Source organism: Mycobacterium sp. 852002-51057_SCH5723018 (genome assembly GCF_001667035.1).
GTDB lineage: Bacteria > Actinomycetota > Actinomycetes > Mycobacteriales > Mycobacteriaceae > Mycobacterium.
The window spans coordinates 104,140-120,994 of the sequence record NZ_LZIR01000008.1 but is presented as its reverse complement, the minus strand read 5'-3'; the positions used below and the strand labels follow the sequence as shown (position 1 = coordinate 120,994).

Annotated in this window: 15 protein-coding genes and 1 pseudogene; 7 read left to right on the top strand and 9 right to left on the bottom strand. The window is 70.8% G+C overall.

All coding sequences use genetic code 11. The features are described from left to right. Positions 1-70: 70 nt before the first annotated feature. Positions 71-595 (top strand): sensor domain-containing protein, encoded by a 525-nt coding sequence (locus A5764_RS02965; RefSeq protein WP_197501181.1) that lies wholly within the window; start codon positions 71-73, stop codon positions 593-595. Between the two features lie 10 nt (positions 596-605). On the opposite strand, the gene nudC is transcribed toward A5764_RS02965, so the two are convergent. From nudC to A5764_RS02945, 4 genes are all read right to left on the bottom strand, one after another. After that, positions 606-1,547, bottom strand: a complete 942-nt coding sequence (nudC, locus tag A5764_RS02960) for an NAD(+) diphosphatase (protein WP_067108733.1) — start codon at positions 1,545-1,547, stop codon at positions 606-608. Positions 1,548-1,714: 167 nt separating this feature from the next. Next, positions 1,715-2,785 carry a TrkA family potassium uptake protein gene (locus tag A5764_RS02955; protein WP_067108264.1) on the bottom strand — a complete coding sequence of 357 codons (1,071 nt, stop codon included), beginning with the start codon at positions 2,783-2,785 and terminating at the stop codon, positions 1,715-1,717. Between the two features lie 61 nt (positions 2,786-2,846). Next, the gene (locus A5764_RS02950; protein ID WP_369807271.1) at positions 2,847-6,161 is read right to left on the bottom strand and encodes an ATP-dependent helicase; all 3,315 of its coding nucleotides are present in this window, start codon (positions 6,159-6,161) and stop codon (positions 2,847-2,849) included. Beyond that, positions 6,128-9,238: an ATP-dependent DNA helicase gene (locus tag A5764_RS02945; protein WP_067108262.1), complete on the bottom strand. Its 3,111-nt coding sequence runs from the start codon at positions 9,236-9,238 to the stop codon at positions 6,128-6,130. Before A5764_RS02945 ends, A5764_RS02950 begins: the two co-directional genes overlap by 34 nt. 115 nt (positions 9,239-9,353) lie before the next feature. On the opposite strand from A5764_RS02945, the gene A5764_RS02940 reads away from it, so the two are divergent. The 4 genes and pseudogenes from A5764_RS02940 to A5764_RS29970 form a co-directional block, all read left to right on the top strand. Continuing rightward, positions 9,354-9,569 carry a hypothetical protein gene (locus A5764_RS02940; RefSeq protein ID WP_067108259.1) on the top strand — a complete coding sequence of 72 codons (216 nt, stop codon included), beginning with the start codon at positions 9,354-9,356 and terminating at the stop codon, positions 9,567-9,569. Between the two features lie 58 nt (positions 9,570-9,627). Beyond that, on the top strand, positions 9,628-10,362 hold the full coding sequence (locus A5764_RS02935; protein WP_067108725.1) for an alpha/beta fold hydrolase: 735 nt from the start codon (positions 9,628-9,630) through the stop codon (positions 10,360-10,362). 3 nt (positions 10,363-10,365) lie between these two features. Further along, positions 10,366-10,674 carry an MGMT family protein gene (locus tag A5764_RS02930; RefSeq protein ID WP_067108256.1) on the top strand — a complete coding sequence of 103 codons (309 nt, stop codon included), beginning with the start codon at positions 10,366-10,368 and terminating at the stop codon, positions 10,672-10,674. A gap of 18 nt (positions 10,675-10,692) precedes the next feature. Continuing rightward, positions 10,693-10,791, top strand: a pseudogene (locus A5764_RS29970) (hypothetical protein); the annotation flags it as partial. Here the strand turns inward: A5764_RS29970 and A5764_RS02925 are convergent. The 3 genes from A5764_RS02925 to A5764_RS02915 form a co-directional block, all read right to left on the bottom strand. After that, positions 10,786-11,640 (bottom strand): TIGR02569 family protein, encoded by an 855-nt coding sequence (locus A5764_RS02925; RefSeq protein ID WP_067108253.1) that lies wholly within the window; start codon positions 11,638-11,640, stop codon positions 10,786-10,788. The pseudogene A5764_RS29970 and the gene A5764_RS02925 sit on opposite strands and share 6 nt — an antisense overlap. A gap of 92 nt (positions 11,641-11,732) precedes the next feature. Then, on the bottom strand, positions 11,733-12,911 hold the full coding sequence (gene moeZ / locus A5764_RS02920) for an adenylyltransferase/sulfurtransferase MoeZ (protein ID WP_067108250.1): 1,179 nt from the start codon (positions 12,909-12,911) through the stop codon (positions 11,733-11,735). A 133-nt stretch (positions 12,912-13,044) separates the two neighbouring features. After that, the gene (locus tag A5764_RS02915; RefSeq protein WP_082951442.1) at positions 13,045-14,079 is read right to left on the bottom strand and encodes a DUF3152 domain-containing protein; all 1,035 of its coding nucleotides are present in this window, start codon (positions 14,077-14,079) and stop codon (positions 13,045-13,047) included. Between the two features lie 197 nt (positions 14,080-14,276). Between A5764_RS02915 and A5764_RS02910 the strand changes: the two genes are divergently transcribed. Then, positions 14,277-14,963, top strand: coding sequence for a TetR/AcrR family transcriptional regulator (locus A5764_RS02910; RefSeq protein WP_067108245.1), 687 nt, complete (start codon positions 14,277-14,279; stop codon positions 14,961-14,963). On the opposite strand, the gene A5764_RS02905 is transcribed toward A5764_RS02910, so the two are convergent. Then, positions 14,950-15,219: a DUF3107 domain-containing protein gene (locus A5764_RS02905; protein ID WP_067108242.1), complete on the bottom strand. Its 270-nt coding sequence runs from the start codon at positions 15,217-15,219 to the stop codon at positions 14,950-14,952. The genes A5764_RS02910 and A5764_RS02905 overlap by 14 nt on opposite strands. A gap of 215 nt (positions 15,220-15,434) precedes the next feature. Here A5764_RS02905 and A5764_RS02900 point away from each other — a divergent pair, with 215 nt between their 5' ends. After that, positions 15,435-16,151 carry an MmpS family transport accessory protein gene (locus A5764_RS02900; protein WP_082951464.1) on the top strand — a complete coding sequence of 239 codons (717 nt, stop codon included), beginning with the start codon at positions 15,435-15,437 and terminating at the stop codon, positions 16,149-16,151. A 3-nt stretch (positions 16,152-16,154) separates the two neighbouring features. On the opposite strand, the gene A5764_RS02895 is transcribed toward A5764_RS02900, so the two are convergent. Continuing rightward, entirely contained in the window at positions 16,155-16,850 is a 696-nt protein-coding gene (locus A5764_RS02895; protein WP_067108233.1) for a ferritin-like fold-containing protein, read from the bottom strand. Between the last annotated feature and the right edge of the window lie 5 nt (positions 16,851-16,855).

Below are 16,855 nucleotides of genomic sequence, written 5' to 3'. Positions count from 1 at the left end.
TGTCGCAGTGGTGTCGGCATGCTCGCCGGCACCGGTGCACCCTGGCGCCACGCCCACCCACGATGCTGACGTGGAGTCACTGATCGTCAGCATCGAAGACATGCGCCATATCGCCAATTTCGAGGGGCTGTCACCGTATGCATACGCGGACCGGCACCTTCCGTCGCAGGCGGACGTGAGGGCCCCGGCTCCGTGCCGGGCGGTGGGAAGCAGCGAGGTGACCTTCGCGGCGGGCTGGAAGCAGTTTCGCGGTGTGGCCTATAGCGGCACGACCGACGACCTGGAGCCGGGCGGGGTGTCCCCGATGAACCAAGTCAGCCATGCCGTCGCCGTGTACCGGGACGCCGGTGCCGCACGCGGCGCCCTCGACCGGCTGGAATCGACATTGAACGACTGCGCTTCGCTGCACGACAGCGCATACGACTTTTCGCTGGACAAGCCGGACCCCTCGACGCTGCGGCTGAGGTCGGCGGGATGGAGCCACGTCTATCACGTGAAATCGGCGATGTTGGTGTCGGTGGGCGTGCTCGGGATTGAGCCCACCGAGCAGATCGCCAACACCGTTCTTCAGACGATCACCGACCGGATCAAGTAGCCGCGGCGCGTCAGTCCAGCGCGGCCCAGGATTCGATGATGACGCGCGCGATCGAAATCGACCCGGGCAACAGCAGTTTTGAGTCGTTGGACTCTGAAGCACTGCTCCAGTCACCGGCTTCCAGCGCCGCGCGCACCTCGTCGCGGGTGAACCATTTCGCCTCGGCGATCTCACCGTCGTTGAACGAGAACTCCTCGGCCGGGTCGCCCAGCGCGTGGAAGCCGACCATCAGCGAGCGCGGGAAGGGCCACGGCTGGCTGCCCAGGTAGCGCACGTCGCGCACGGTCAGGCCGATTTCCTCACGGATCTCTCGCGCGACGCAGACTTCGAAAGATTCGCCGGCCTCGACGAATCCGGCCAGCAGGGAGAACATCCGCTCCGGCCACACCGCCTGACGGGCCAGCACCGCCCGGTCAGCGCCGTCGTGCACCAGGCAGATCACCGCCGGGTCGATACGCGGGAACTCCTGGTGACCGGTGACCGGGTTGACCCGTGACCAGCCCGCCCGGGCCGGCCTCGTCGGCGAGCCGTCCACCGCGCTAAATCGTGACCTGTCATGCCAATTCAGCAGGGCGATGGCCGAGGACACCAGTTGGCTGCTGGTGTCGTCGAAGATCGGGCCGAGGCTGCGCAGGTTGAGTACCTCGGTTTTTAGGTCCGGGTCCTCGGGTGCCTGCAGCGCGCCGCGGATGGCCCAGACGTGGCGGCCGCCATCGATGCGGCCCAGGAACACCGCGTCGGGCGGCGGCTTGTCGGCCAACGCGGCCGCGGCGCCGAGTACCACCCGGCCGTCGGCGACCAGCACCTGGTTGCGCGAATCCACCCGCAACAGCGCCGCTTCCGCCCATCCCGCGGTGGCCGCTTCGACGTCGGTGCGCAGCTGATCGGCCCGGTCAGCGCCGATGCGCGACAGCAACGGAACCTCCCGCAGCTGAAAATCAACGCTTCGCATCCTGTTCTCGCGGCGACCCGCTTCGCCCGGCTCCGCCGCGCTCGCGATCGCCACCGAGTCCGCATCGTGGCGACCCGCTTCGCCCGGCTCCGCCGCGCTCGCGATCGCCACCGAGTCCGCTTCGCGGCGACCCGCTTCGCCCGGCTCCGCCGCGCTCGCGATCGCCACTAGTGTCCGGCGTTTCGGATGTAGAGCAGCCGGTCGCTGGCCTCGATGGCGTCCACCTCGGGGGCGCCGATGCGCAGCAGGTGGCCGTCGCGGACCACACCGAGCACGATGTCGCGCAGATGCCGCGGAGACCCGCCGACTTCGGTCTGCTCGACCTCGCGTTCGGCGATCGCCAGCCCCTCGTCCGGAGTCAGCAGGTCCTCGATCATCTCCACGACGCTGGGGGTGGTGGTGGCCAGGCCCAGCAGCCGTCCGGCGGTTTCAGACGAGACCACCACCGAGTTCGCGCCCGACTGCTGCAACAGGTGCTGGTTCTCGGCCTCCCTGATGGACGCCACGATCTTGGCCTTGGGCGCGATCTCGCGCGCCGTCAGCGTGACCAGCACGGCGGTGTCGTCGCGGCTGGTGGCGACGACGATCGACGCCGCGTGTTGCGCCCCGGCCAGCCGCAGCACATCGGACCGGGTGGCATCACCGTGCACGGTGACCAGACCGGCCGTGGCCGCGTGTTCGAGGGCGGACCGGTCGGTGTCGACGATGACGACCTCCCCCTGGGCGGCCTCGTCGCCGAGGATGGCGGCGACCGCCGTCTTGCCCTTGGTGCCGTAGCCGATCACGACGGTGTGGTTGCGCACTTTGTTCCTCCAACGCTGGATCTTCCACGCCTGCCGGGACCGCTCCGAGAGCACCTCGAGCGTCGTGCCGACCAACACGGCCAAGAATGCGATCCGCAGCGGCGTGAAGACCACGGTGTGGACCAGACGCGCGGTTTCGGTATACGGGGTGATGTCGCCGTAGCCGGTCGTTGACAGCGATACCGCCGCGAAATACAGGCAGTCCAGGAAGGTCAGCGGCTCGCCCCGCACGTCGCGGTAGCCGTTGGGGTCCAGGTAGACGATGACGGCGGCGCCGAAGAGCACCACCAACGCGATGGCCACCCGGCGGGTGATGACCCGGATGGGGCCGGGGTGGTCTTCGGGAATGCGCAGCACACCGACCAACTGGTGTCCCGGCTGGGCGGTCAGCCGTTCGTCCAGACCGCTCAGCTTGCGCGACCTACCGTTGCCCACCGCGCTCCGTCACCGGCTCAATCCCCGCGCACGAGACACGCACGACTCAATGTAACCACGATCACGGGCCGGCGCCTGCGGGGGACAGCCCGGCCAGCGCGGCGGGATCGGGCAGTTCGTCGGGCATGACCGTGGCGCCGGTGCGCACGTAATAGAAGGCGGTGCGCACCGACGATTCCGGGACCCCGGACAAGGCGGCCCACGCCGAGCGGTAGACGGCGAGCTGGACCGCGGCCTGCCGCATGGCCTCCGCCCCGCGCGGCGGCTCGCCGGTCTTCCAGTCCACGACGGTGGCGCCGCCATCGGGGTCGGCGAACACCGCGTCGATGCGGCCACGCACCACGGTGTCGCCGATCGGCATCTCGAAGGGCACTTCGACGGCCACGGGCGTGCGGGCGGCCCACGGCGATTCGGCGAATGCCGCCTTCAATGCCGCCAGTTCCTGGGTGTCGTCCACGTCGGAGTCCGCCGCGCCCGGCAGGTCGCCGAGGTCGAACAGTGAGTCGGCACCGTAGAACCGCTGGACCCAGGCGTGAAAAGCGTTGCCGAGCAGGGCATGCGGGTCCGGACGCGTCGGCAACCGATAGATCAACCGCTGCGCCGCGCCCGCCCGGTCACGCGCCAGATCGACCAGGCCGCTGACCGACAGCTGGCTGGGCAGGCCGCGCGCCGCCGGGCGCTCGGAAGGGGCCCGCTCGGCCAGCAACGCATCGACGTCGGCGGCCCAGCCCTCGATGTCGGCGCCGTGCTCGGCGGTGTCGGCCGACATGGCCGCGGCCACCAGCGTCGCGCCCCGCTCGACGTCACCGCGGCGCGCCGCCAGCGAGTCGGCGGGCCACATCGCCTCGACGACGCTGTCGCGCATCGGGTTTCGCTCACCGTCGGGGGGCGTGGGGGCCCACCGGTCCACCACCCCACAGGGGTCGCCCGCGGCGGCCGAACGGTCGATGATGTCCTTGAGTTCACACAGGAAATCCGACGGGCCGCGTGGTTTGATGCCGGTGGTGCCCCAATGATGGCCGGACACCAGCAGGGTGTCCTCGGCGCGGGTGATGGCCACGTACAGCAAACGGCGTTCCTCGTCGACGCGCCGCTGCTCCAGCTGCCGTCGATGCTCGAAGATCTTGTCCGACAGCTGCTTTCGGTGGGTGACGTCCGAGGTGTCCAGCACCGGGATGCCCAGCGCGCCCGCCGACGCGCGATCGCCGCGCAGCAGCGGCGGCAGCTCGGCGGCGTCGGTGAGCCAGGTGCTGCGCGACGCGGTCGACGGGAAGATTCCGCCCGACAGGTGCGCCACCGCCACCACTTGCCACTCCAGACCCTTCGCCGAGTGCACGGTGAGGACCTGGACCCGGTCCCGCGCGACCGTCGTCGCGGCGGGTGGCAAACCGTTCTCGACGGCCTCGGCGGCGTCCAGGTAGCCCAGCAGGCCGGTGACCGTGGCGGTCGCCTGCACGCCCGCCGAGGTGGCCCCAGCGCCCGTTCGTTCGGCGTAGCCCGCGACGACGTCGGCGAACGCGTCGAGATGCTCGGCGCCGGTCCAGCCGGCCGAGACCCCCGCCGCGGCACGGGCTTCGCAATCGACACCCAGCGCGCGGCGCACCTCGGCGACCAGGTCGGACAGGGAATGCCCGAGGTGGCCGCGCAGCGTGCGCAGTTCGGCCGCCAGCGCGGTGATCCGCCGATACCCGGCGGCAGAATACGAGCCGGCCGGGCCGGGATCGCTGATCGCGTCGGCCAGGCACGCGGTGTCGGCCTCGCCAGCGGCGGCCATCACGATCGACTCGGGCGAGGACGCCTCGCCGACGCGTCCGTCCGCACCGAGCGCGACCGCCCGCCGCCACAACGCGGCGATGTCGCGACCGCCGAGGCGCCACCGCGGGCCGGTGAGCACCCGCATCGCGGCGGCACCGGCCGTCGGGTCGGCGACCAGCCGCAGCATGGCCACGATGTCGGCGACCTCGGGGACCGACAACAGGCCGGCCAGGCCCACCACCTCGACCGGGATTCCGCGCGCGCGAAGCGCGTCGGCGATGGGGGCGGCGTCGGCGTTGCGGCGGACCAGCACCGCGGCGGTCGGCGGGCTGACGCCGTCGGCTTGGGCTCGCCGGTAGTGCCCGGAGAGCTGGTCGGCGATCCAGTCCCGTTCGGCCCGCACGTCGGCGAGCAAGGCGCAGCGGACGGTACCGGGTGGCGCGTCCGGGCGCGGGCGCAGCGCGTGCACCGCGACCGACCGCCGCCGCGCCTCCGCGGAGATGGCGTTGGCCACCTGCAGGGTGCGGGGCGGGTTTCGCCAGCTGGTCCGCAGCTCGAGGACGGGCGCCGGGGTGCCGTCGGAGCGAGGGAAGTCGGTGGTGAACCGCGGCAGGTTGGTCGCCGAGGCGCCGCGCCAGCCGTAGATCGACTGAATCGGATCGCCGACGGCGGTCAGCGCCAACCCGTCGTCGACACCGCCCCCGAACAGCGCGGTCAACGCGATGCGCTGGGCGTGCCCGGTGTCCTGGTACTCGTCGAGCAGCACCACCCGGTAGCGGCTCCGCAGATCCTGACCGACCTGTGGGAAGGACGCCGCCAGCCGCGCCGCCGACGCCATTTGGGCACCGAAGTCCATCACCTTCGCGGCGCGCATGCGGTCGTGCAGCGCGTCCAGCAGCGGCACCAGTTCGGCGCGCTCGGTCTGGGTGGCCAGCAGCCGCAGCAGCCACTGGTTGGGCCCGCGGTCGCGCTGATACGGACCCGCGGGCAGGGTATGGATCAGCCGTTCCAGCTCGAGGTGGGTGTCGCGGAGCTGGCGGGTGTCGACCAGGTGCTCGGCCAGCTGACCCCACAGCCGCAGCACCATCGAGGTGACCGCGGCGGGGGTCTTGTCGGTGTGCAGCTCGCCGCGGTACCCGTTGACGACGTCGAATGCCAGCTGCCACAGCTCGGTTTCGCCGAGCAGCCGGGCGTCGGGCTCGACCGGCAGCAACAGCCCGTAGTCGCGCAGCAGCGAGCCCGCGAAAGCGTGGTAGGTGCTGACGGTCGGCGCGCCCGGTTCGGCGGCCGGCGCGCGTCCTTCCCCTAACCCGATACCGGCCAACCGGGCCAGCCGGGTCCTCACCCGGCGCAGCAGCTGGCCGGCCGCCTTGCGGGTGAACGTCAAACCGAGCACCTGCCCGGGTTCGGCGTAGCCGTTGGCGACCAGCCACACCACCCGCGCGGCCATGGTCTCGGTTTTCCCGGCGCCGGCCCCCGCGATGACCACCAGCGGCCCCGGCGGCGCGGCGATGACGGCGGCCTGCTCGTCGGTGGGCGGGAAAAGCCCTAGCACGCCAGCCAATTCGACCGGGCCGTAGCGCGGGTTCACGGCGCCGACCCGTCGGCGTGGGCGGGACAGCAGGGCCGTATCGGGCAATGCGTGCACCCGTCATTGCGCCGGGCGACGAACCGCGGGCCGGCCGTCGCGTCGGCCGCCTGGCGCACCAGCGTGCGCCATTCGTCCCCGGCGGCCGGCGTCAGTGGATCCTGCTCGCGCACGGTGACACCCGCGGCCCCCGTCTTGCCGAGGTAGACCAGCCGCGCGCCCCCGGGCTCGTCGCCCGCGGGCAGCAGGCCCTCGGCCACCGCCAGCTGGTACATCGCCAGCTGCGCGTGTTGTTGAGCGTCGTCCTTGCTGACCGGTGTCTTGCCGGTCTTGACGTCGACGATCACCAGCCGGCCGGCGCCGTCGCGTTCCAGCCGGTCCACCCGCCCGCGCAGCCGGATCTCGCCGCCGTCCTCGCGCGGTGCCCCGAGGGTCCCGTCGACGCCGACCTCGACGCCGACCTCCGTCAGCTCACCCCGGGTCTGTGCCCGCCACTCGACGAATGCCTCGATCATCGCCCGGTGGCGGGCCAGCTCATTGGCCGAATGCCAGTGGGCGTCGAAGGGCAGATGCGCCCAGGCCCGCTCCAGCGCGGCCAGCAGTTCCGATTGGCTCTTGCCCGGTTCGGCGATCAGCGCGTGGAGCAGCGAGCCGATGGTGGAGCGCAGATCACGGGCGTTGGTTCCGCCGTGCCGTTCGGCCAGCCAGCGCAGCGGACAATCGGTGAGGGTCTGCAGGGTTGATGGCGTCAACGTGACGAGGTCGCCGGTTGGCCGCAGCGGCTCGTCGGTGCTGACCGGGGTCAGCCCGTGCCAGCCGGCCGGGTCGGCGCCCGGCACACCGGCCAAGGCCAGCCGGGCCAATTGCCTTGCGGCGCAACCGCGGACGGCGTCTTCCACCGCGCCGTCGGGTGCACTCACCACGCCGCGCAGTCGCCCCGCCAGCGCCGCCGCCGACAACACGCGCGGGGCGGAAACGGGTTGCACAGCAACGGAATCCGGCTCAGCATCGGCCCACCGCGCGATCTCGGAGAAGAACATCGATGGCAGCGCGGCCTCCAGATCGGGTCCGTCCGAGTCGCTGTCCACGGCCGTCACCAACAGCCGGCGCCGGGCCCGCCCCATCGCCGCCACCAGCAGCCTGCGCTCCTCGGCGAGCAGCGGCGCCCGCACCGACGCGTCCTCGGTGACCCCGTCCACGGCGTCGAGCAGCCGTTGCGTGCCCAGCACGCCGCCGCGCGGAACCATGTTGGGCCACAAGCCTTCCTGCAGCCCGGCGATCACCACGAAGTCCCATTCGTGTCCCAGCGCAGCGTGCGCGCTGAGCACCCTGACCTGCTCACCCTCGCTCACCGGATCGGGGTTGGCGCTCGGCAGCTGCAACCCGGCGACGTGCGCGATGAACCCGCGCAAGGACGCACCGGGCGTGCGGGACGCGTAGTGATCGGCGATGTCGAACAGCGCTGTCACCGCCGCCAGGTCCCGTGTGGCCTGGGCACCGGCGGGGCCACCGCGCTGGGCGGCCGACAGCCAGCGGCGCTGCAGGCCCGACCTTTGCCAGGCGGCCCACAACGTGTAGCGCGGGTCTTGGCCCTCGCGATGGCAGCGCGCGGCCGCGTCGAGCACCGCACGCACCCGCCGCAGGGGGCGAGACGGCGGCGCGTCGGCTTGCAGCGCCCCGACCAGAAGGTCGCCGAGATCATCCGTCGGATCGCCGGCTTTGGCCCGCCGCAGGGCGCGGCCGAGCTGCCGAAGAGACACCGGGTCGACGCGACCGATGGGCCCGGTCACCAAAGCCAGCGCCTGTTCGGCGTTGAGCCCGTCGGCGGTCGCCGCCAAAACGGTGAGCAGCGCCCGCCGCGCCGGCTCGTCGGCCAACGGCCCGTTCAACGGCGGCGCGGCCACCGGGACGCCGGCGGCGGCCAAAGCCCGCGGCAGACGCGCGCCCGCCCGTGGCAGGGACCGCACGATGACCGCCATCTGCGACCAGGGAACCCCGTCGATCAAATGCGCGCGCCGCAGCGCGTCGGCGATCATCGCCGCCTCGGCGTGCGCCGTGGCGGCCAGCCGCACCGTGACCGATCCGTCCTCGGACCCGGTGCCGTCGATTTCCCTGCCGGCGCTGCCGCCAGGCAGTCGGCGCGCGACGCCGCTCACGGCGCGGGCCACGGCCGGCGCGCAGCGATGCGACACCGTCAGCGTCACCACCGGCGAATCGTCGGCCAGCAACCCGCAAGCCTCGCCACCCCGGAAGCCGAACACCGCCTGGTTAAGGTCGCCGGCGACCAGGGTCAATTCCGTGCCCGCGCCCAGCACCCGCACCAGCCGGGCCGCCTGCGGGTCCAGTTGCTGGGCGTCATCGACCAGCAGGAGGCGGACGCGGGCGCGTTCGGCTGCCAGCAACTCGGGGTCGACCGCGAAAGCCTCCAGCGCGGCACCGACGAGTTCGGCGGCACCCAGCGCCGGGGTCGTCGCCTGCAGTGCCGCCGTCCCGACCGCCGCCCGCAGCAACATCACCTGCTCGTACTGTCGCGCGAACTGACCGGCGGCGACCCATTCCGGCCGCCGGCACCGGCGGCCCAGCCGCTCCAGTTCCTGCGGGTCCACACCGCGTTCGGCGCAGCGCGCCAACAGGTTTCGCAGCTCGGTGGCGAAGCCGGCGGTGGCGAGGGCGGGCCGCAGCTGGGCCGGCCACGCGCAGGCCGCGCGCGGCCCGTCCTCGAGGTCACCGGCCAGCAGTTCGCGGATGATGGCGTCCTGTTCTGCGCTGGTGACCAGACGCGGGGGCGCATCGCCGGCACGCTCGGCGGCCCGCCGCAGCACCGCGTACGCGTAGCTGTGCACCGTGCGCACCAACGGCTCCCGGACGGCAACCGTCGTGCCCGATCGCAGCAACGCGGTCGTCAACGTGCTGCGTGCGGCCATCCCAAGCCGGCCTGAACCGGTAAGCAACAGAACCGATTCCGGATGCACTCCGGCGCCGATCCGGGCGACCGCGGCGTCCACCAGCAGGCTGCTCTTCCCGGTGCCGGGCCCGCCCAGGACGCGCACCCGTCCGCGCAGGCCAGGCGCCAGAACCGCACGCGCCTCGGCGTCCCAGGTGTATGACATGACTGCATGCAATCAGGAGGGTCTGACAGGTCGGTCCCAGCCTGTCGGGGTTGGACGGATGCTCCGATCCGGATACTGGAGGGGAAGTCGAAGCACTTCGCAAGGTAAGGAGGGGTTGAAGACCGTGAACGACGTCGAGGGCACAGGTCCCGATGCCGGAGTACCGGAAGCGGACGCGGTGGAACAGAGCCGGCCTGCCGCTGATGAGGACGCCGGGCTGGACACCACGTACTTGACCGACACCACGGATCGCGACGCCAACGAAGCCGATGTGATCGAGCAGGCTTTCATCGTTCCCGCCGCAGACGACGATTGGGCCGACGATCAATAGGCCGGGCACCCGGCAACATGTTCACGTGCACCGCTACGGTCCGGCCGGTCCGGTGCGGATGCTCGCCATTCACGGGCTGACCGGTTACGGGGGCCGGTGGCGAAACCTGTCTGGCTACCTGCCCGAAATCGCCATCGCCGCACCGGATTTGCTGGGTCACGGAAGGTCGTCGTGGGCCGCGCCGTGGACGATCGACGCCAACGTCGCGGCGTTGGGCGCGCTGCTCGACGCCGAGGCCGACGCGCCGGTGCTGGTGGTTGGGCACTCGTTCGGCGGCGCGCTGGCGATGAATCTGGCCGCGTCCCGCCCGGACCGCGTGGCGGCCCTGCTGCTGCTCGATCCGGCCGTCGGGTTGGACGGCGGCCGGATGCGCGACATCGCCCAGGGCATGTTTTCCTCCCCCGACTACCCGGACCCCGAGGAAGCCCGGGTGGAGAAGGCGACCGGATCGTGGGCAGACGTGGATTACGCGCTACTCGCGGCCGAGATCGACGAGCATCTGATCGAGTTGCCGAACGGGCGGTACGGCTGGCGGGTCAGCCTGCCGGCGATGATGGCGTACTGGAGCGAGTTGGCCCGCGACATCGTGCTGCCGCCGGCCGGAACGGCGACGACGTTGGTGCGCGCAAAGCAGACCTCGCCGCCGTACGTCAGCGACCGGCTGATCGCAGGGCTACAACAACGCCTGGGAGCCGATTTCGCGCTGCTGGATTTCGACTGCAACCACATGGTGCCCAGCGCCAAGCCCACCGAAGTCGCGGCGTTGATCCGCGAGCTCCTGGAGGCCGGCTGACCCGTGGCGCCGGTGACCGATGAGCAGGTCGAGCGGGTGCGGTCGCTGGTCGCGGCCATCCCATCCGGGCGCGTCGCCACCTACGGCGACATCGCCGCCGTCGCAGGGCTTTCCAGCCCGCGCATCGTCGGATGGATCATGCGGACCGACTCCTCCGACCTGCCCTGGCACCGCGTGATCACCGCGTCGGGGCGCCCCGCGCAACACCTGACCACCCGGCAGCTGGAATTGCTGCGCGCCGAGGGCGTCCTCGCGGTCGACGGTCGGATCGCCCTGGCCGAGGCGCGCTACGAGTTCCCGGCCGGGAGTTAGTGGCGATCGCAAGCGCGGCGAAGCCGGGCGCAGCGGGTCGCCACGCGGCTGGAGTTAGTGGCGATCGCCAGCGCGGCGAAGCCGGGCGCAGCGGGTCGCCACGCGGCTGGGCTAGAGCACCAGCCGGACAAGCGCGGCGGTGCGGGCCAGGCCGGGGAACGCCTCGGCGGTCGACCGCGGGTGCAGGGCGTGGACAGCCAGCCGAAACATCAACGCGCGCAACAACATCTGCGGCCACTCCGGCAGGGCGTTCCAGCGCTCGATAAGCCCGTCGTCCGCGTCGCCCCAGGAGAGCGCGTCGACGACGGCCACGCCAGCGGCCCACGACGCGGGCCGCCAGTACGGCGTGATGTCGGTGATTCCCGGCGCCGCGGTGCCGATGAAAAGCACTGTCCCATAAAGGTCCCCGTGCACCAGCTGGTTGGGGCTCTTGGTCGGCCTGCGCAACGTGGCGAGCTGGTTGATCAGCTCGATCGATCGCTGGGCGTCCGCCGACGGGGGCGCCGTCCGCGCGCCAGGCGGCACCGACGCCAACGGCCGTTCCTCCCACGCGGCGCGGTCCGCGGCGATGAAGACATCGACGTCGCTCCACGGAGCGGTGGGCCCCTGGGTCAGGAATCGGGGGCGTTCCAGCTTGCCGGTCGCCTCGTGTAGCCGCACCGCGGCCGAGACGACCTCGTCATGCCTGGGCTCCGGCGTGCCGGCGACGAACGTGTCCGCCCGCCACCCCGACACCACGTAGCGCCCGTCGGTCGAGCGAACGGGCCGGGCCAGCCGCACACCGTCGACAAACAACGTCTCACGCACCCGGGCCGACCAGGCCGCGCGGGCGTGGTCCGCCACGATCGACAAGACGACTTCGCCGCACCGCCAGCCGCCCTCCCAGCTGGCGCCCAGGGCCACGGGCTTGACACCGGTCAAACCGAACGCCGCCAGCACATGCTCCGGCGGTGGCTCGACTGTCACACGCGTAGCCTAAACGAGCGCTCCCGCGGCGATCGCAAGCGCGGCGAAGCCGGGCGCGGCGGGTCGCCGCCATATAAGGCGGGCCTACCGGGTCAGTACATGACCATGTCGGGCTGCATCTGTTTGGCCCAGGCCACGATCCCGCCCTGCAAATGCACGGCATCGGCGAATCCGGCCTTCTTGACCTCGGCCAGCGCCTCGGCCGAACGCACGCCGGTCTTGCAATACAGCACCGCCTTGCGGTCGTGCGGCAGCTTGGCCAGGCCCTCGCCCGAGCTGATCAGCGACTTCGGGATCAGCTGGGCGCCATCAATATGATTGATGTCCCACTCCACGGGCTCGCGGACGTCGATCAGGGCCAACTTCTTGCCCGAGTCCAGCAACTCCCGCAGCTCCCGCGGCGTGATCGTCGAACCGCTGGCCGCCTCGGTGGCGTCTTCGGACACCACGCCGCAGAATTCCTCGTAGTCGATCAGTTCGGTGATCTTCGGCGTGGAGGGGTCCTTGCGGATCCTGATGGTGCGGTAGCTCATCTCCAGCGCGTCGTAGATCATCAACCGGCCGAGCAGCGGTTCGCCGATCCCGGTGATCAGCTTGAGCGCCTCGGTGCCCATCACCGACGCGATCGAGGCGCAGATGATGCCCAGGACGCCGCCCTCGGCGCACGACGGCACCATGCCGGCCGGCGGCGGTTCGGGGTAGAGGTCGCGGTAGTTCAGGCCGCGCCCGCCCGGGGCGTCCTCCCAGAACACCGAGACCTGGCCCTCGAACCGGTAGATCGATCCCCAGACGTACGGCTTGCCGGCCAGCACCGCGGCGTCGTTGACCAGATACCGGGTGGCGAAGTTGTCGGTGCCGTCGACGATCAGGTCGTACTGCCCGAACAGCTCGACGGCGTTGCCGCGATCCAGCCGGAACTCGTGCAGCCGCACGTCGACCAGCGGGTTGATCGCCGCGATCGAGTCGCGCGCCGACCGGGCCTTGGACCGTCCGACGTCGGCCACCCCGTGGATGATCTGACGCTGCAGGTTGGATTCGTCGACGACGTCGAAGTCGACGATGCCGATGGTGCCGACGCCGGCCGCGGCCAGGTACAGCAGCGCCGGCGCGCCGAGCCCGCCGGCGCCGATCACCAACACCCGGGCGTTCTTGAGCCGCTTCTGACCGTCGACCCCCACGTCGGGGATGATCAGGTGGCGGCTGTAGCGGGCCACCTCATCGCGGCTCAGCTGGGCTGCGGGCTCGACTAGTGGTCGCAGTGATGTCGACACCGAACATCTCCTCGGTTAGCTTCGCGATTCAGGCTCTGGCGGCGTCCAACCACCATCACAGCAGTTGTCGTAAACGACGGCAATGAGATCAACACCCCCACTACCCGCGTTGCTTCCCGCGGGCCGGCGACGGCTAGGCGATCGGGTACGGCCAGGGGTTGAACCGGCACACTTTGCCGTCGGCCTTGACGAAATCGGGGTCAAACTTGGCGGCGTCGTCGTTCGACGTGGAGAAGGTCTGTTGCATCATCACCGGCGCCAGCCCGCCCTGCTGCTCGCAGGGTTCGTGGCGGACATACCCGATGGCGTGGCCGACCTCGTGGTCGATCACATACTGGCGATAGGAACCCACGTCGCCTTCGAACGGCACCGCTCCGCGCACCCAGCGCGCCTCGTTGATGAACACCCGCGCCTGCCGGTCGGCCCCGTATACCGGGTTGTAGCAGGAGGTTTCCAGCCGGAATTCGTAGCCGCAGCCGTCGCGCACCGTGACCGGGGAAACCAGCGAGATCCGGAAGTCGGGCTTGGCTCCATTAGTTCCGTCGATGCGCACAAACGCGAATTGCGGGTTGTGCGTCCAGCCCTTGGGATTGGCCAGCGTCTGGTCGACCATCTCGGCAAAGGCGTTGTCGCCGCCGAACATGGCGGCGTCGATGCCGTTCTCCACCTCGACGGTGTACCGGAACACCTTGGCGGTGCCCTGACCCACCTGCGGCGTCGCGCCGGGCACGAGGTGCCAACTCTTTTCGCCCGCCTCGGTGAAGGGCCCGCCGTCCGGCAGCGTCCCGGCCGGCAGGTTCGCGTCGAACGCGGCGAGCCCGCGCGGCGGTGCGTCGATGATCGCCGTGCCCACCGCGCCGATGTCCGGCGGACCCTGGATTTGCTGCGTCGCAGTCCGTTTGGGCGCGCCGGTGCCCGTCACCGTCTGGTAGATGACCAGTCCGGTGAGCACGACCAGGGCGGGCAGCGCGTACGCGCGCCAGCCGTAGGTGGATACGAACCGGCCCAGCCAGGTTTGTTTACGCCATTGGCGCGCCCGGTCCCGCTCGGAGCGGGGCCGGCCCGCGTCCCGCGCGATCGGATCGCGCAGCGCCCGAAGCGGTTCTCGCCACTCGTCGCGCAGCACCGGCACTCGACCGGTGCCACGCACGGGCCGCTGGGACGTCATTTCCCCAGGATTGCACAGCCGAGACCGCGGCCGCCCTGGGCGCGCCCGAACGAAGGGGGCGACACCGTTTCTGCCAGCGGCGATGGTGGCGATGACAATCGCGAACGGGTCACGGGTAGTAATGTCGTTCCGATGAGCCGCGCGCAGCTGGCCCCGGCGGTGTCCGAGGCCAGTTGCCACGATCAGATGAGGACTCGATGAGCGATCTCGCCAAGGCGGCGGCACGACGTGCCGTCAGATCGGCTGACCGCAGCCGGCCGGGGGACGGCGTGGCCGCCGCCAACCGGCGCGGCAACCGGTTGCCCCGGGACGAACGTCGCGGCCAATTGCTGATCGTCGCCAGCGATGTCTTCGTCGACCACGGCTACCACGCGGCCGGCATGGACGAGATCGCCGATCGGGCGGGGGTTAGCAAACCCGTTCTATATCAACACTTTTCGAGCAAGCTTGAGCTGTACTTGGCGGTGCTGCAGCGGCACGTGGAGAACCTGGTCTCCGGCGTTCAGCAGGCATTGCGGGCCACCACCGACAACCGGCAGCGGTTGCACTCCGCGGTCCAGGCGTTCTTCGACTTCATCGAGCACGACAGCCAGGGTTACCGGCTGATCTTCGAAAACGACTACGTCACCGAACCCGAGGTCGCCGCGCAGGTCCGGGTCGCCACCGAATCGTGCATCGACGCCGTGTTCGCGCTGATCAGCGCCGATTCGGGCCTGGACCCGCACCGCGCCCGGATGATCGCGGTGGGACTGGTCGGGATCAGCGTCGACTGCGCCCGGTACTGGCTGGACTCCGACCGTCCGATTTCCAAGGCCGACGCCGTCGACGGCACCGTTCAGTTCGCCTGGGGCGGGCTGTCACACGTGCCGCTCACTCGTTCTTAGCGACCTTCCCGGCGAGCCGGGCGGCCTCCGCGCCGATCCCGAAGCCCACCCGGCGCGCGTCGGCGGCGCCGATCTCGACATAGGCGATCTTCCCGGTCTGTATCAGGAAGCGGCGGCCGCGCTCGTCGGTCAGGCTCACCAGGTCCGATCCTTCCCGCAGCGCGGACGTGACGAGTTCTTCCACTTCAGCGGGCGTCTGCGCACTGGCTAAGACCAGCTCGCGCGGACTGTCCGTGATCCCGATCTTGACCTCCACGGTCGCCCCTTCCGTTGGTAATGCCGTCGCAGACGTGTCAGCAGCAGGCTAGTGGACGCTTCCGGCGGGCAGTGCGCCCCGGGCCCGTCGCGCGCTTCGCGGTAAGCGAACGCGGTCGGGTCGCAACATAACGATTGGCTTTCAGCTGGGCCAACCTGGCCCGCGACGGCCGGTCGCCACCATGTCCCATCGGTAACATCGGCACCATCAGAAACATGGTCACCGAGCCCCTCGGCCTAGTTCGCGGCGAAGTCCCCGACTACCCCGACGAGGGCTATGACGCAGACGGAGCCGATTCCGGGATCGACGGCTACGGCGAGCTCGCCTGGCCGGCCGACAGTCGCTGGCGCCCGCTCGTGGCGTTTGTGGGCGCCGTGGTCGCGGTCGGCGCCGTCGCGACCGCCGTGATCATCAACAGCGGCGACAGTGCCTCGACCAAGGCGACGGTGGGGCCGGCCCCACGAACGCTGACCACCGCGCCGCCAACACCGAAGACCTCAACGCACATGCCCCCGCCCAGCGCGTGGCCCAGCACATCCGCGGCCCAACTGCCGTCCGAGACGTTCACCACGGTGACGCCGCCCCTCGCGCCGCCCGGCCTGTCACCGGCGCCCACGGCCGCGCCGGCCCCCACGGTCGCGCCGCCCCAGCCCGCGCTGAACCCGCGCACCGTGATCTACACCGTGACCGGGACCAAGCAGCTGCTGGACCTGGTCACCGTGGCTTACACCGACGCCCGGGGCTACCCGCAGACCGAGTTCAACGTGTCGCTGCCCTGGTCGAAGGTGGTCGTGCTGAACCCGGGCGTGCAGACCGAGTCGGTGATCGCCACCAGCTTCTACGGCCGGCTCAATTGCGCGATCGTCAACGCCGCCGGGCAGGCGGTGGTGGCGTCGGCCAACAACGGCGCGATGGCCACCTGTACCCGCTAGGTTTCAGCTCAGGCCGAGCTCGCGCATCCGCCGGTCGTGCGTCTGCTGCAGATTGTCGAAGAACGCGGTGAGCTGCCCCAGGCCACCCGGGCCGGATGCCACCAGGTCGACGAGCTCGTCGTGTTCGGCCAGCACGTACTGGGCCTGGGTGATCGCCTCGCCGAACAGGCGACGAGACCACAGCGCCAGCCGGCTGCGCTGCTTGCCGCTGGCGGTCACGGCGGCGCGCACCTCGGCGACGACGAACTGGGAGTGCCCGGTCTCCGATAGCGCCGCCCGCACCACGTCGGCGACCTCGTCGGGGAGCCCGTCGGCGATTTCCAGGTACAGGTCGGCGGCCAGGGCGTCGCCGACGTAAGTCTTCACCAAAGCTTCCAGCCACGTACTCGGCATGGTCAACCGGTGGTAGTTCTCCAGCGCCGAAACGTACTTCGACATCGCCGAAACAACGTCCACGCCACGGCTTTCCAGCGCGTCGCGCAGCAGCTCGTAGTGCTGCATCTCGGCGGCCGCCATGCTGGCCATCGAGATCCGTCCGCGTAGGTCGGGCGCCATCCGGGCCTCGTCGGTGAGCCGGTAGAACGCGGCGATCTCGCCGTACGCCAGCACGGCGAACAGTTCGTTGACGCCCGGATGATCTGCCGACAGCCGTGAGGTGGTCGAATGGTCCACCTGGTCGGCGGAGGAGGGCGAGCTCATGGCAA

Excerpts from the sequence above, each read along its gene's own strand:
- nudC (WP_067108733.1), bottom strand. The coding sequence starts at position 1,547 with ATGCGAAGCGTTGATTTTCAGCTGCGGGAGGTTCCGTTGCTGTCGCGC.
- A5764_RS02935 (WP_067108725.1), top strand. The coding sequence starts at position 9,628 with ATGCTCGCCATTCACGGGCTGACCGGTTACGGGGGCCGGTGGCGAAAC.
- A5764_RS02910 (WP_067108245.1), top strand. The coding sequence starts at position 14,277 with ATGAGCGATCTCGCCAAGGCGGCGGCACGACGTGCCGTCAGATCGGCT.
- A5764_RS02945 (WP_067108262.1), bottom strand. The coding sequence starts at position 9,238 with ATGTCATACACCTGGGACGCCGAGGCGCGTGCGGTTCTGGCGCCTGGC.
- A5764_RS02895 (WP_067108233.1), bottom strand. The coding sequence starts at position 16,850 with ATGAGCTCGCCCTCCTCCGCCGACCAGGTGGACCATTCGACCACCTCA.
- A5764_RS02900 (WP_082951464.1), top strand. The coding sequence starts at position 15,435 with ATGGTCACCGAGCCCCTCGGCCTAGTTCGCGGCGAAGTCCCCGACTAC.
- A5764_RS02915 (WP_082951442.1), bottom strand. The coding sequence starts at position 14,079 with ATGACGTCCCAGCGGCCCGTGCGTGGCACCGGTCGAGTGCCGGTGCTG.